Source organism: Leptothrix mechoopdaensis (SeqCode), assembly GCF_053893855.1.
The window spans coordinates 3,604,719-3,619,791 of sequence record NZ_CM132699.1 but is presented as its reverse complement, the minus strand read 5'-3'; the positions used below and the strand labels follow the sequence as shown (position 1 = coordinate 3,619,791).

General features: G+C 70.9%; 9 protein-coding genes and 1 riboswitch. Of the genes, 5 read left to right on the top strand and 4 right to left on the bottom strand.

The window, feature by feature from the left end; translation table 11 throughout:
* Positions 1 to 5: 5 nt before the first annotated feature.
* Positions 6 to 1,049 carry a heat-inducible transcriptional repressor HrcA gene (gene hrcA, locus ACWA7K_RS15610; protein WP_456162319.1) on the bottom strand — a complete coding sequence of 348 codons (1,044 nt, stop codon included), beginning with the start codon at positions 1,047 to 1,049 and terminating at the stop codon, positions 6 to 8.
* A 129-nt stretch (positions 1,050 to 1,178) separates the two neighbouring features.
* Here hrcA and ACWA7K_RS15605 point away from each other — a divergent pair, with 129 nt between their 5' ends.
* From ACWA7K_RS15605 to ACWA7K_RS15585, 5 genes are all read left to right on the top strand, one after another.
* On the top strand, positions 1,179 to 2,081 hold the full coding sequence (locus ACWA7K_RS15605; protein WP_456162318.1) for an NAD kinase: 903 nt from the start codon (positions 1,179 to 1,181) through the stop codon (positions 2,079 to 2,081).
* 30 nt (positions 2,082 to 2,111) lie between these two features.
* The gene (gene recN, locus ACWA7K_RS15600) at positions 2,112 to 3,800 is read left to right on the top strand and encodes a DNA repair protein RecN (protein WP_456162317.1); all 1,689 of its coding nucleotides are present in this window, start codon (positions 2,112 to 2,114) and stop codon (positions 3,798 to 3,800) included.
* A gap of 43 nt (positions 3,801 to 3,843) precedes the next feature.
* Positions 3,844 to 4,761, top strand: coding sequence for an RNase adapter RapZ (gene rapZ / locus ACWA7K_RS15595; RefSeq protein ID WP_456162316.1), 918 nt, complete (start codon positions 3,844 to 3,846; stop codon positions 4,759 to 4,761).
* Between the two features lie 16 nt (positions 4,762 to 4,777).
* The gene (locus tag ACWA7K_RS15590; protein ID WP_456162315.1) at positions 4,778 to 5,413 is read left to right on the top strand and encodes an LON peptidase substrate-binding domain-containing protein; all 636 of its coding nucleotides are present in this window, start codon (positions 4,778 to 4,780) and stop codon (positions 5,411 to 5,413) included.
* Positions 5,414 to 5,639: 226 nt separating this feature from the next.
* Positions 5,640 to 6,836: an IS256 family transposase gene (locus ACWA7K_RS15585; protein ID WP_456162314.1), complete on the top strand. Its 1,197-nt coding sequence runs from the start codon at positions 5,640 to 5,642 to the stop codon at positions 6,834 to 6,836.
* Between the two features lie 1,857 nt (positions 6,837 to 8,693).
* Here the strand turns inward: ACWA7K_RS15585 and cobO are convergent.
* The 3 genes from cobO to ACWA7K_RS15570 form a co-directional block, all read right to left on the bottom strand.
* Positions 8,694 to 9,263: a cob(I)yrinic acid a,c-diamide adenosyltransferase gene (gene cobO, locus ACWA7K_RS15580; RefSeq protein ID WP_456162313.1), complete on the bottom strand. Its 570-nt coding sequence runs from the start codon at positions 9,261 to 9,263 to the stop codon at positions 8,694 to 8,696.
* Between the two features lie 30 nt (positions 9,264 to 9,293).
* Positions 9,294 to 11,195, bottom strand: a complete 1,902-nt coding sequence (locus ACWA7K_RS15575; protein WP_456162312.1) for a TonB-dependent receptor domain-containing protein — start codon at positions 11,193 to 11,195, stop codon at positions 9,294 to 9,296.
* 71 nt (positions 11,196 to 11,266) lie between these two features.
* Positions 11,267 to 11,508, bottom strand: a riboswitch (cobalamin riboswitch).
* Positions 11,509 to 11,545: 37 nt separating this feature from the next.
* A complete protein-coding gene (locus ACWA7K_RS15570; RefSeq protein WP_456162311.1) occupies positions 11,546 to 14,671 on the bottom strand; it encodes a transglycosylase domain-containing protein in 3,126 nt (1,041 codons plus the stop codon).
* Between the last annotated feature and the right edge of the window lie 402 nt (positions 14,672 to 15,073).

Below are 15,073 nucleotides of genomic sequence, written 5' to 3'. Positions count from 1 at the left end.
GGGCGTCAGCCCTGCTTCTGGCTCAGCGCGTTGCCCACCAGACGCGAGGTGATGTCGACGATCTGGATCATGCGGTCGTAGGCCATGCGGGTCGGGCCGATGACACCGAGCGTGCCGACGATCTGGCCGTCGATCTCGTAGGGCGCCGAGACGATCGACAGCTCCTCGATCGGCACCACGCCGCTCTCGCCGCCGATGTAGATGCTGACGCCCTCGGCGCGGCTGGAACCGTCGAGCAGGCGCAGCAGCTGGGTCTTGTGCTCGAACAGGTCGAACATCTTGCGGATCGAGCCGAGGTCGGTGCTGAAGTCCTGCACGTCCAGCAGCTTGCGCTCGCCCGAGACGATGACCTGGTCGGCGTCCTCGTGGACCGCGTCGCTGCCGGCCTGGACAGCGGCCTGCATCAGCACGCCGATCTCGCCGCGCAGGGCGTCGACCTCGGTCTTGAGCCGCTCGCGCACGGCCTCGATGCTCTGGCCGGCGTAGTGGGCGTTGAGGTAGTTGGTGGCCTCCACCAGCTGGCCCTGGGTGTAGTCGTGCGCGGTGAACAGCACGCGGTTCTGCACGTCGCCATCGGGCGAGACGAGGATCAGCAGCACGCGGCGCTCGCCCAGGCGCAGGAACTCCATGTGGCGGAACACGCTGGCCTTGCGCGGGGCCGTCACGACGCCGACGAACTGGCTCAGGTTGGACAGCATCTGCGCGGCGTGCGCGATGACCCTCTTGGGCTGATCGGGCTGCAGCGCCTCGTCGAGCATGACGCCGCCGGGGATGGCCGCATTGGCACCGGTCACCGCCGCGCGCCGGGTGGTCAGCATGGTGTCGACGAAGATGCGGTAGCCGCGCGCGGTCGGGATCCGCCCGGCCGAGGTGTGCGGGCTGGCGATCAGGCCGAGTTCCTCGAGGTCGGACATCACGTTGCGGATGGTGGCCGGCGAGAGTTCGAGCCCCGAGGTCTTGGACAGGGTGCGCGAACCCACCGGCTGGCCGTCGGCGATGTACCGCTCCACCAGGGTCTTGAGCAACATCTTGGCGCGGTCGTCGAGCATGGCCCGATTTTAGGAGCGCGGCGGCGCGCGGGGTCGGCGGCAGGACACCGGTTCCGATGGGGGTGGAACACGCCGCCAGAAGCCCTTTCGGAAGCCGGTCCGTCGCGGACCCTGTGGTGTAATTTCCCGATGACCTCCCGCTTCCGTCATGCCGCGCTCGTGGGCAAGTACCAATCGCACGGCATGCGGCCGATGCTTGAGGAAATCGCCCACATCCTGACCCGTCGCGGGCTGGAGGTGTCGGTCGAGCAGGCCACCGCGCAGGCCACCGGCATCACCGGTTATCAGGCCCTCTCGGCCGATGACCTGGGCCGCAGCTGCGACCTGGCGATCGTCGTCGGCGGCGACGGCACGATGCTCGGCATCGCCCGCCACCTGGCCCGCTACGGCGTGCCGATGGTCGGCATCAACCAGGGCCGGCTGGGCTTCATCACCGACGTGCCGGTGCAGCAGCTGCGCCACGCGATCAACGCGGTGCTGTCGGGCGACTTCGAGGAAGAGTCCCGCGCGATGCTGCAGGGCCGCGTGCTGCGTGGCGGCGAGTCGATCTACGAGGCCGTCGCGATGAACGACGTGGTGCTGCGCAGCGGCGCCACCGCGATGCTGGAACTGCGCGTGGCGGTCGATGGCCAGTTCGTCGCCAACTTCCGCGCCGACGGCCTGATCCTGGCGTCGCCGACCGGCTCGACCGCCTATGCGCTGTCGGCCGGCGGCCCCATCCTGCACCCGGGCGTGGCCGGCTGGCTGCTGGTGCCGATCGCCTCTCACATGCTGTCGAACCGGCCGATCGTGCTGCCCGACAGCGGCGAGGTGACGATCGACATCGTCGCCGGCCGCGAACCCAGCGCCAACTTCGACATGCAGTCGCTGGCCAGCCTGCTGCACGGCGACCGCATCAGCGTGCGGCGCTCGGCGCACCGGGTCCGCTTCCTGCATCCGCCCGGCTGGAACTACTACGCGACGCTGCGCCGCAAGCTGCACTGGAACGAAGGCGCCATGCCCGCCAGCCACGACGGCGGCGCGCCGGGCTGATCCGGCCCCTCACCCTTCTCGCGACTCCCCATGCTCAAGCGACTGACCCTGCGCGACTTCGTCATCGTCGACGCGCTCGAAGTGGATTTCGGCACCGGCTTCTGCGTGCTGACCGGCGAGACCGGCGCGGGCAAGTCGATCCTGATCGACGCGCTCCAGCTGGCGCTCGGCGGGCGCGGTGACGCCGGCGTGGTGCGCGAAGGCGCCGCCCGCACGGAGATCGGCGCCGAGTTCGAGCCCGTGCCGGCCACGCTGCATGCCTGGCTGGACGAGGCCGGCTTCCAGTCCGGCGAGCTGGCCGACGACGGCGCGCTGCTGCTGCGCCGCACCGTCGACGCGCAGGGCAAGAGCCGCGCCTGGATCAACGGCAGCCCCGCGACGCTGACGCAGCTGCGCGAGCTGGGCGAACACCTGGTCGACATCCACGGCCAGCACGCCTGGCAGAGCCTGACCCGGCCGGCCTCGGTGCGTGCGCTGCTCGATGCCTACGCCGGTGCCGACACGACCGCGCTCGGCAAGGCCTGGGCCGAATGGCGTCAGCAGCAGGGCCTGCTGGACGCCGCCCGGGCCCGCGGCGACGAGCTGGCGCGCGAGCGCGAGCGGCTGGCCTGGCAGATCGGCGAGCTGGCCCGGCTGGCGCCCGGCGAGGACGAGTGGCCCGAGCTGAACGGCGAACACCAGCGCCTGGCCCATGCCCAGGGCATCCTGGACGCCGCCCAGCTGGCGCTGCAGCTGTGCAGCGAGGCCGACGAGAGCGCCGGCACGCTGGTCGACCGGGCGGTCGACGCGCTGGAAGGCGTCTCCGGCTACGACGCCACGCTGGGCAACGCGCTCGAAGTGCTGCGCGGCGTGCGCGACCAGCTGTCGGACGCGGCCCACAGCCTGAACGCGGCGCTGCGCCGCACCGAACTCGACCCGGAACGGCTGGCCGAGGTCGATGCCCGCATGTCGGCCTGGATGGGCCTGGCGCGCCGCTACCGCCGCCCGCCCGAGGAACTGGCCGCGACGCTGGCCGGCTGGCAGGCCGAGCTGGCGCAGCTCGACGCCGCTTCCGACCTGGACGCGCTGACGCAGGCCGCCGAGCGCAGCCACGCCCGCGTGCTGGCGGAAGCCCGCGCCATCACCGCACTGCGCCGGCAGGCCGCGCCGAAGCTGTCGGACGCCGTCAGCGCGGCGATGCAGACGCTGGGCATGTCCGGCGGCCGCTTCGAGGTCGTGCTGGAGCCGCTGGCCGAGGTGCAGGCGCATGGCCTGGAAGCGGCCGAGTTCCGCGTCGCCGGTCATGCCGGTAGCACGCCGCGCCCGCTGGGCAAGGTGGCCTCGGGCGGCGAGCTGTCGCGCATCGCGCTGGCCATCGCGGTGACGACCAGCCAGCTGCGCATGGACCAGGGCGAGGCGGCCGGCACGCTGATCTTCGACGAGATCGATTCGGGCGTCGGCGGCGCGGTCGCCGAGACGGTCGGCCGGCTGATGCGCCAGCTCGGCGCGCAGCGTCAGGTGCTGGCTGTCACGCACCTGGCCCAGGTCGCCGCCTGCGCGCAGCAGCACCTGGTCGTCAGCAAGGCCGCCCGCGACGGGCGCACGCTCAGCCGCATCGCGCCGGTCGCCGGCGAGGCCCGCGTGGCCGAGATCGCCCGCATGCTGGGCGGCCAGCAGCTGTCCGGCGCGGGCCTGGCCCATGCGCAGGAGATGCTCAGCGCGGCCGCGCGAGCGTCGTGACGACGTCGCCCTCCACCTTCTGCAGTCCCGAGCCGTCCGCCCCATGAAGTCCCCGACCCGTCCCTCCGCCAACATGCGCCTGCCCGAGCCGGTCATCCTGATCTCGGGCATCTCGGGTTCCGGCAAGTCGGTCGCGCTGGCCGCGCTGGAAGACGCCGGCTATTTCTGCGTCGACAACCTGCCGCCCGAGCTGCTGCCCGAGTTCATCCGGCTGCAGCGCCAGCGCGAGGTCAGCCACATCGCCGTCGCGGTTGACGTGCGCAACGCCGCCTCGCTGCCTCGCCTGCTGCCGCTGGTCGACCAGCTGCGCCGCGAAGGCACGCGGGTGCTGCCGATCTTCCTGGAGTCGCGCACCGACACGCTGGTCAAGCGCTTCTCGGAGACCCGCCGCCGCCACCCGCTGTCGACCCGGCAGGACAGCCAGGGCACGTCCTACACGGCGCTGTTCGAGGCGATCGAGACCGAAAGGGCGCTGCTGGCCGACGTCCACGCGATTGCCACGGTGATCGACACCAGCGACCTGCGCCCGGCGCAGCTGCGCTCGTGGGTGCGCCAGCTGGTGGGGGCCTCGCACAGCGCGCTGACGCTGGTGCTGGAGTCGTTCGCCTTCAAGCAGGGCGTGCCTCGCGACGCCGACCTGGTCTACGACCTGCGCGTGCTGCCCAACCCGCATTACGTGCGCGAGCTGCGAGCGCTGACCGGGCGTGATGCGGGCGTCGTCGAGTTCATGAAGGCGCAGCCCGAGGCGGCCGAGATGCTCGACCAGATCGAGGCTTTCCTCGATCGCTGGCTGCCGTCCTACGGCATGGACCAGCGCAGCTACCTGACGGTGGCGCTGGGCTGCACCGGCGGCCAGCACCGCTCGGTCTACGGCGTCGAGACGCTGGCGGCGCGCTTCCGCGAGCGCATCCCGACCCTCATCCGGCACCGCGAACTCGAAGCCAAGGACACCAGCCTCTGAGCGGCCGGCCCCACACGTGACGACCACCGCCCCACCCGACCTGCCGCTGCACGCCCTGCCGCTGTTCCCGCTCGGCACCGTGCTGTTCCCGGACGGCGTGCTGGCGCTGAAGGTGTTCGAGGCGCGTTACCTCGACCTGATCGGCCAGTGCCTGCGCGAGGGCACCGGCTTCGGCATCGTCACGCTGATCCAGGGCGGCGAGGTGCGCGGCACCGCGCAGGACCCGGTCCGCTTCGAGGCGGTGGGCTGCCTGGCCAGCATCGCCGAATGCGACGCCGACCAGCCCGGCATCCTGCAGGTGCGCTGCCACGGCGGCCGCCGCTTCGAACTCGACGGCGCCAGCCAGCGCCCCGACGGCCTCTGGGTCGCCGCGCGCGCCACGCTGATCACGGCAGACGACCCGGTCGCCCCGCTGCCCGAACACGCCGGCTCGGTCACCGCGCTGCAACGCGCCGTCATCGCCCTGGACGACCGCGGCGGCGCGCCGTTCAAGCACCCCTTGCGCTACGACGACGCCGGCTGGGTCGCCAACCGCTGGTGCGAGATCCTCCCGATCCCGCTGGCCACACGCCACAAGCTCATGGCCCTGCCCGACCCGCTCGCCCGCCTCGGCCTGGTCGACGGCTTCCTGCGGCGACACAAGATCGTCTGACGGTCCGGCCAACGCTGGCGGTTGCGACGGTCGCTGACCCCCTCCCCCCGGTGCCCGGGGTACTCCCCCTTGGCAGGGGGAGAGTGGAAGAAGAGGCGCTCATCAAAGGGTGATGCCCCGCGAGGTGGTGTAAGTTTTTAGGCGAGGCGGCCCGTAGAGGGTGGCCATCGTGGTCCCGGATAAGGTTGAGGTGCGACCCACCAACCCTTGTCCAAAGGAAATCACGATGACCACCTCCACTATGGCATTGGCCGAACTGGCCGAGAAGGGAGCCGACGTTGATGTGCTGCGCCAGATGGTGCAGTTCATGGCCCAGAGGCTCATGGAGATCGACGTCGAGGGGCGCTGCGGCGCCGGCTACGACGAGAAGAGCGCTGAGCGTTTGAACAGCCGCAACGGCTTCCGGGATCGCACCTGGGAGACGCGTGCCGGCAGTGTCGAACTCAATATCCCCAAGCTGCGCCAAGGCAGCTACTTCCCCGAGTTCCTGGAGCCGCGCAGAACCGCCGAGAAGGCGCTCACGGCGGTGATCCAGGAGGCTTACATCAAGGGCATCTCCACGCGCTCGGTGGACGACCTGGTCAAGGCCATGGGCATGAGCGGCGTGTCCAAGAGCCAGGTGTCGCGCCTTTGCGCCGAACTCGACGAGCGTGTCGGCGCGTTCTTGAACCGGCAGATCGAAGGCGACTGGCCGTACCTCTGGATCGACGCCACCTACGTGAAGACGCGCGAGGCGGGCCGCATCGTGAGTGTCGCGGTGATAGTGGCTGTGGGCGTGAACACCGAGGGGCAGCGTGAGGTGCTGGGCATCAAGGTCGGGGCCAGCGAGGCAGAGCCGTTCTGGACCGAGTTCTTGCGCAGCCTGAACCGACGCGGACTGCGGGGCGTCAAGCTCGTCATCAGCGACAGCCACGAAGGCATCAAGGCGGCCGCGGCAAAGACGCTCAAGGCCACTTGGCAGCGATGCCGCGTGCACTTCATGCGCAACGTCCTGGCCTATGCCAACAAGACGCAGCGGCGTATGGTGAGCGCGGCCATCGGCACGGTGTTCGTGCAGGAGACGGCCGAGGCGGCAAGGATGCAATGGCGCAGCGTGGCCGACCAGTTCCGCGAGAAGCTGCCCAAGCTCAGCGCCATGATGGACGAGGCCGAGAACGACGTGCTGGCCTTCATGGGTTTCCCCAGGGCGCATTGGCCACAGATCTACAGCACCAACCCGCTGGAGAGGCTCAACGCGGAGATCAAGCGCAGGACCAACGTCGTGGGCATCTTCCCCAATGACAACGCCATCACTCGACTGGTCGGGGCCATGATGCTCGAGCAGAACGACGAGTGGAGCCTGACCCGGCGCTACATGCAGCTCGAAGGCCTGCAGGCCCTCAGTGATACTGTCCCGACTCGGCTGTCTGCAGTGGCACGCTGAGTAACCCGCGCATCCCAGCCTGTCCGGGCTGTGGACTTACACCACGCGCTGGGACATCACCACATGTCGACCGGCACGAGCCCGTCGGACACCGGAGGTGTCCGACCTACCGATGCATTCGATCCACGTGTGATGCGCCATGAAACGCCGCCATCGGCCGGCGCACCTTCGGTAGGTCGGACACGGGACGTGTCCGACGGGCTGGTGCCGATGGGCCACCGGCCCACAACGTCATTGAACGCACCCGGCACATCGCCCGGTACGTCTGCCGATCCAACCCAAAATGTCGACCGGCACGAGCCCGTCGGACACCGGAGGTGTCCGACCTACCGATGCATTCGATCCACGTGTGATGCGCCATGAAACGCCGCCACCGGCCGGCGCGCCTTCGGTAGGTCGGACACGCGACGTGTCCGACGGGCTGGTGCCGATGGGCCACCGCCCCACAACGGCATTGAACGCACCCGGCACATCGCCCGCTACACGTGCCGATCCAACCCAACGTGTCGACCGCCACGAGCCCGTCGGACACCGGAGGTGTCCGACCTACCAAGACGTTCGAACCAGGTTTGACGCGCCATGAAACGCCGCCATCGGCCGGCGCACCTTCGGTAGGTCGGACACGGGACGTGTCCGACGGGCTGGTGCCGACGGGCCACCGCCCCACGACCGCGTTGAACGCACCCGTCGCATCGTGCGGTGTGTGTGCTGATCCAACCCAACGTGTCGACCAGCACGAGCCCGTCGGACACCGGAGGTGTCCGACCTACCAAGACGTTCGAACCAGGTTTGACGCGCCATGAAACGCCGCCATCGGCCGGCGCACCTTCGGTAGGTCGGACACGGGACGTGTCCGACGGGCTGGCGCCGATGGGCCACCGCCCCACGACCGCGTTGAACGCACCCGTCGCATCGTGCGGTGTGTGTGCTGATCCAACCCAACGTGTCGACCGGCACGAGCCCGTCGGACACCGGAGGTGTCCGACCTACCAAGGCGTTCGAACCAGGTTTGATGCGCCATGAAACGCCGCCATCGGCCGGCGCACCTTCTGTAGGTCGGACACGGGACGTGTCCGACGGGCTGGTGCCGACGGGCCACCGCCCCACGACCGCGTTGAACGCACCCGTCGCATCGTGCGGTGTGTGTGCTGATCCAACCCAACGTGTCGACCAGCACGAGCCCGTCGGACACCGGAGGTGTCCGACCTACCAAGACGTTCGAACCAGGTTTGACGCGCCATGAAACGCCGCCATCGGCCGGCGCACCTTCGGTAGGTCGGACACGGGACGTGTCCGACGGGCTGGCGCCGATGGGCCACCGCCCCACGACCGCGTTGAACGCACCCGTCGCATCGTGCGGTGTGTGTGCTGATCCAACCCAACGTGTCGACCGGCACGAGCCCGTCGGACACCGGAGGTGTCCGACCTACCAAGGCGTTCGAACCAGGTTTGATGTGCGATGAAACGCCGCCATCGGCCGGCGCACCTTCGGTAGGTCGGACACGCGACGTGTCCGACGGGCTGGCGCCGATGGGCCACCGATCCACAACCGCGTTGAACGCACCCGTCGCATCGTGCGGTGTGCGTGCTGATCCAACCCAATGTGTCGACCGGCACGAGCCCCGTCGGACATCGGAGATGTCCGACCTACCGATGCATTCGATCCACGTGTGATGCGCCATGAAACGCCGTCATCGGCCGGCGACCTTAGGTAGGTCGGACACGGGACGTGTCCGACGGGCTGGTGCCGATGGGCCACCGCCCCACGACCTCGTTGAACGCACCCGTCGCATCGTGCGGCCGGCCGTCGGTTCAGACGAGAACGCCCATGGTGCGGGCGTTCTCGCCGTCACCGGCTCAGTCCTCGATGCCGCGCTGGGCCGGTATGCCGGCCTGGAAGTGGTGCTTGACCAGGCGCATCTCGGTGACCGTGTCGGCCAGGTCGATCAGTTCGGCGGGAGCCTGTCGGCCGGTCAGCACCACGTGGACATGGGCAGGCCGTTCGCGCAGGCAGGCCAGCACGGAATCCAGCGGCACCCAGCCATAGCGCAGCGGGTAGGTGATCTCGTCGAGCACGACCAGGAAGTGCTCGCCGGCGCGGATCAGTGCGTCGGCGCGGGCCCAGCCGTCGCGGGCCAGTTGCGCGGAGTGGTCCAGGTCGCGGCTCTTCCAGCTGAAGCCGTCGCCCAGGCCCTCGATCGGCACGCCGAGTTGCGCGAACAGGCGGTGTTCGCCGAAGCGCGCCGACGGCACCTTCATGAACTGGAGCACGTGAACGGCCTTGCCGCGGCCGTGGGCGCGCAGCGCCAGGCCGAACGCGGCCGTGCTCTTGCCCTTGCCGTCGCCGGTGTGGACGATGACGAGGCCGCGCCGTTCGGCCGGGGGCGGGCGGTCCTCGCGCGAGGTGGGTGGGGATTCGATCTGCATGGGCTTTGCGGTGGTGGGAGTTGTCACCGATCAGGGCGTCGCCCAGCGCAGCGTCAGCTGCAGCTGGCGTCCGGCGGTGGCGTAGGCGCGCGCCAGCTCGTGGGCCTTGTCGGCGAGGTTGTCGATGCGGGCGTCCAGCGCCAGGCCGGGGCTCAGCTCGGTGCCGGCGTGCAGGTTCAGCAGGCCGTAGCCGCCCAGGCGCCGGGTGTTGGCGGCGTCGTCGAACCGCAGGCCGGCGGCCTGCAACTCGGCGCCCGCCGTCCAGCTGCCGATGCCGGTGTCGGCCCCGACGCTGGCCAGTCGCCGGGCCCGGCGGACCAGCACCTTGTCGGTGTCGGCATTGCGCGGGTCGTGCCAGTCGACGGAACCGCGCCACGCGACCGTGCGCCACGACGTGCGACCGGCCAGCGTCACGCCCTTCAGGTCGGCACGGCCGACGTTGACGTAACAGCCCGAGCGGTCAGCGCAAGGTCCGGGTGCGCCGAAGCTGATCAGCTGGCTGACGCGGTTGTGCCAGGCCGTCAGGCTGGCCTCGTCGCCTGCGGCGGTCCAGCGCAGCGCTGCCTCGACATGGCGGCCGGTTTCCGGCTGCAGGGCCGCGTTGCCGTACGAGCTGTAGCGCTGGTAGAGCGTGGGCACGCGGAACGAGGTGGCGGTCGACGCCATCACGCGCCAGTCCGGCACGAAGGCCCAGCCCCAGGCCAGGCTGCCGGTGTTCTTGCCGCCGAACTCGCTGTCGTCGTCATGCCGGATGTGGGCCTGCAGCCCGTGGTCGTCGAAGGTGCCCCGCCAGCCCAGGCCGATGGCGTCCTGATGACGGTCGCCCTGCAGCCGGGCGGCATAGCTCGTGGCGGCGTTGTCGAGCCGGTCGTCGCGGCGCTCCAGCGTGCCCGACAGCCATTGGCCGCCGAGGCGCTGCTCATGCTGCAGCGTGGCGTTGCGCAGCGTGGTCTCGGTGCGGTAGATGCTCGGCTGCGTCGCATAGCTGCTGCCGGTCTGGCCGAGCTGCGCCCGGGTGGTCGCATCCGCGTGCCAGCGGCCGGTCCAGGCCAGGTTGCCGGTCGTCAGCGTGTGCCGGTTCTCGTCGTCGGCGGTGGCCGAACCGTCGTAGCCGGAACGCAGCCGGCTGGACAGCCAGGACGCGTCCAGGCGGTGCCCCGGCTCGACCTGCCAGCCCACCCGCGCCTGCGCCGACTGGCGCTTCCAGCCGTCGCGATCGGGGTTGTGGCCGCTGGCGGCGGCGGTCCGGGCATCGAAGCCCGCGCTGTGGCCCTGGCCGGCCGACAGCGCGTAGTCCAGCGCATCGGCCGAACCGCTGATGCCGGCTTGCGCCTGCGCGGTGCCGTGCGAACCCACGCTCGCCGATGCGGTCGTGCGGGCCTCGCCCTTGCCGCGACGGGTGAACAGCTGCACCACGCCGGCGACGGCGTCCGAGCCATACACCGCAGCGGCGGGGCCGCGCAGCACCTCGATGTGGTCGATCATGTCGAGCGGGATCTGCTCCCAGGAGGCGCCGCCGGTGGACTGCGAGTCGACCCGCACGCCGTCGATGTAGACGGCGGTGTGGCGGCTCTCGCTGCCGCGCACGAGCAGGCTGGTGGACGTGCCGGGTCCGCCGTTGCGGGCGAATTCGATGCCCGGCAGGCGGGCCAGCAGGTCGGCCACGCCGATGGCGCCGCTGCGCTGGATGTCGTCGCGATCGAGCGTGGAGACATCGGCCAGCACGGTCGACAGGGGTTGCGGGGTCCGGTTGGCCGTGATGACCACGCGTTCGAGCGTGGTGACGGGCGGTCGGGGCGGGTCCTGCACGGACGGATACGCCGAGACGGCGGTGCAGAGTGAAACGAAGGAAAGGACGAAGGTGCCGGACAGGCGCGCGAACACGGCGCGCCCATGCGGGGTGGCCCGCAGGCGGTAGGACTTGGGGAACATGTGAAGGACCGAAGCGAAAACGCGCCCGGCCGCTTCCCCGCAGCCCGGCGCCATCAGGCGTGCCGCTTGCGCGACGCACCACTTCGTTGGCCGGTATCCGGGCTGGCGAAGACGACCCGTGTGCCCTTCCCGGAAAGCCAGGCTTTCCAGTGGATTCGACACGAGCTGGGGATCGATCCGATCCCCGTCCGCTTACCGTTGCGGGGGCAGCTCAGGTTGGGGCTGGTCCGTGCTGGCGCCGGCCCGTCCTGATTCCCGTTGAACTGCGCCTGCACGGATGCAGGGCGCGAGCACCAACCGGTCGATCATAGAGGCACGGCTTCAGGCCGCTCGGCCCGCCACCCTCCGACTCAGCCCGGACCGCCCGCCTTGCCCGCCGCCTGCACCGGCGCGGGCGGTGTCGTGGACCGCTGGGCATCCGATTGGCACAGGCCCTTCTGCAGCAGCGGCTGCAGCGCCGGCATGATGGTCTTCAGGGCCTGCGTGGGCAGGGCGCTGGTGAAGGTGTAGCCCTCGGCATGGGGGGCGGCGGCGTAGACCATCATGGTGCCGAAGTAGCGATCGCCGATCAGGAACACGAAGGTGCCCGAACGGCTGACGACCCGTGCCGAGGTCAGCTGGCCGTTGCGGCCGTAGACCTCGTAGCGGTGGTCGCCGGTGCCGGTCTTGCCGCCGATCGGGATGACCGCGCCGGCGGCGTCTTTCAGGCTGCCCTTCAGGCGCGAGGCGGTGCCGTTGTCGACCACGTCGACCAGGGCGGTGCGCACGACCTTGGCGAGCGCCTCGGGCAGCACGCGGCGGGCCGGTTCGACCTGGCGTTGCAGGTGGGTCTCGTAGGGCGTGCCGATCGCGAAGGCGAGGTGGTCGAGCCGGCTCGACGGCCGCCGTTCGCCGTCGTTGACGAGGATGCCCATCAGCTCGGCCAGCGCCGCCGGACGGTCACCGGAGGCACCCAGCGCCGTCGCGTAGGACGGTGTCAGCGCATCGAACGGGTAGCCCAGGCGCTGCCAGCGGCGGTGCAGTTCGGCGAAGGACTCGTCCTCGATCATCTGGCGGATGCGGACCTCCTGCGCGCCGCGCTTGCCGGGCGACAGCAGCCAGGCGCCGGCCATGCGGCGGGCCTCGGCGCCGCTGGCGATCAGGTCGGACAGGCGCAGGCGGCCGTCGCGGCGCAGCTCGGCGGCGGTCCACAGCTCGATCGGGTGCAGGCCGGTCAGCAGCGCGCGGGTCTCCAGCGTCTGCCGGGAGGCGCCACCGTGGCGCTTGAGCAGGCGCTCGACCTGTTCGGGCGTCGGCGTCGGCAGCGCGACGCCGTTCTGCGCCGTGCTGCGCTGGTTCTGGCGGACGATGAAGGCGGTCAGCGCGGCGGCATCGGCATCGGGCTGCAGCGCGCCGAAGGCGGCGGCCAGGCGCTCCGGGCCGGGGGTGCCGCGGATCGTGTCGACCAGCCGGTCCTCGACCGCCTCGGGCGTCAGGTTGCGGTAGCGCGCGTGGAAGCGCGCATGGAACTCGCGGCCCTCGTGCTCGATGAAACGTTCGAGGTAGACGCGCCGCAGCGCCTCGGCCTCGGGCCCCGTCTCCTCGCGCAGCAGCGGCGCGGCCGGGCCCTGGTGGGCGTGGTGGCGGACGACGTCGCGCATCAGCCGGATGAAGACGAGGTTGACCGAACGCCGCAGCGCCTCGCGCAGGTCCATCGTGCGGCCGTCGTCGAGCGGGTCGAAGTTGGAGAAGGTGTGCTGGCCGCCGCCGGTGTAGAAGATTTCGTGCGGGCTGGCCGAGTAGCTGCGCCGCATCGCGGCATCGAGCAGCGCCTCCAGCGCCATCGGCTCGGGCGCGGCCAGCAGCTGGTCGCGGGTCCAGCGCGACAGCACGTCGTTGGGCGACAGCGGCAGCGCCTTCAGCGCGTCGCGGTCCTGGCCGGACCAGCGCGCGTGCAGCTCGGCGATCACCTCCAGGTAGCTGACGAGGGTGCGCAGCTTGGCGGTCGAGCCCAGGTCCAGCCGCGCGCCCTCGTTGATGTCGAAGGGCTGGTCGACGTTGTCGGTCTGCACCCGCAGCAGGTTGGCGTGTTCGCCGCGTTCGTAGAGCGTGAAGCTGAATTGCAGGTGCTGCGGATCGTCGCCGTCCTGCAGCAGCCGGAAGCCGTACAGGCCGGCGGCGCGCGCGGCGTCGACCGAACGCAGGCTGCGCAGCGTCTGCGTGACGGCCAGTTGCAGCCGGGCGTCGAGCGTGCTGTCGGCGCGCAGGTCGAGCCGGTCGAGGTCATAGGCGCGCGGCACCGCCAGCAGCGACTGCAGGCGGGTGCGCAGTGCCGTCGCGGCCTTGCGTTCGCTGAAGGGCGGCTGCGGCTCGCGCGGCGGGCTGGCGCTGCGGCGCAGCGGGATCGCCAGCGCGCGGTCGCGCAGCGTCGCCGGGATGACGCCGGCATCGGCCATCACGCGCAGGTAGCTGTCGGTCAGGTCGGCCAGCGCGCGGTCCTGGTTCGGGCCCAGGTAGAACGACGGCCGGCGCTGCGCGACCATCAGCGACAGGGCCTGCTTGAAGGCGGCGGCGCGGCGTTCGGCGGCGTCGGCAACCTCGGGGGCGGGCGGCGATGCGGCATCGGCGGGCGGGTCGGCCGGCGGCGCGCGCAGCAGGTCGTTGAGCTCGTCGAAGTCCTGGCCATACCAGGCCCACAGGCCGTCGCCGATGCCGTGGACCTCGCCCCAGCCGGGCCGGGCGGCCAGCGGCACGGTGTTGAGGTAGGTGCGCACGATCTCGCGCCGGCGCGGCATCGTCAGCTCGCCGCCGGTGTAGGCGCGCAGCGAGGCCGAGGCCATCTGGCGCAGCTTCTCGCCGGCGCCGTCGGTGCGGCCGTCGGGCGAGTGGCGGTACTTCTCGATCTGCGTGGCCAGCGTGCTGCCGCCGGGCGCGCGGCTGTCGTCGCCGATCAGCCGCAGCGCCTGTTCGCCGACCGCCTTGCCCAGCCGCACCCACTCGATCGCCGGGTTCATGCGCGGCCGCTCGGGGTCGAGCAGCTCGCGGTTCTCGATGAACAGCAGCGCGTCGACCAGCAGCGGCGGGATGTCCTCCCAGCGGCCATAGACGCGGCGCGGGTAGCGCGACGTGAACAGCGGTTCGCCGGCGCAGTCGCTGACGTCCAGGCCGGCCTGGTCCTTCTCGGGGTAGATGGCGAACAGGCCCGTGTCGATCAGGCCGAGCTGGGTCTCGCTCATGCGGGCCTGGGCGCTGACGCGGTAGCCCTGGCTGGCCAGCGAGCGGGTCCAGTCGGGCAGGCGGTGGTAGCCCAGCCGCTCGTCATACGGGCCGTCGCCGGGGAAGCGGATGGCGGGGCTCGGGCCGGCCTCGACGACGTGGTGCAGCTCGCTGGTGAAGCCGCTCAGCAGCCAGGCCTGCAGGCGCGAGTGCTGCAGCTCGTGCAGGCCGGCCGCGCCGACCGCGCCGACCGCTGCGGCGGGCAGGCTCCAGCGCAGCACGCGGGCGAACCACCGCAGTCGCGTCGTCCGGACGCGGGGGGGATCGCCGGGTGTCGGAGCCTCGGGGCTCGGGGGGGCGGCGGGGGTGCTGCTGTCGGTCGGGCCGTCCACGTGATGTCCAGGGTGCGCGAGTGCTGATGGGTCACCAAGATAGCCGTTGAAGGCCGACCCTGGTGTGGCGCGAAGTCCAAGTCTGGCACCTCAAACGGGGTGGACGTGGTGTCGGACCGCCAATCGTTCACGGTGTTTCAGCCGGTTGCGAATCAGACACCTGCTGACGCCCCGTGCCGGAATTGAAAGTGTCGGCGCCGCAAAGCGTCACCTTGTGTCGGGCTGTTGCGTCGTTTCATATTCTTCAGTTTCGGGCTCGGAACGGCGCGGGCATACTGCTTCGGATACGGT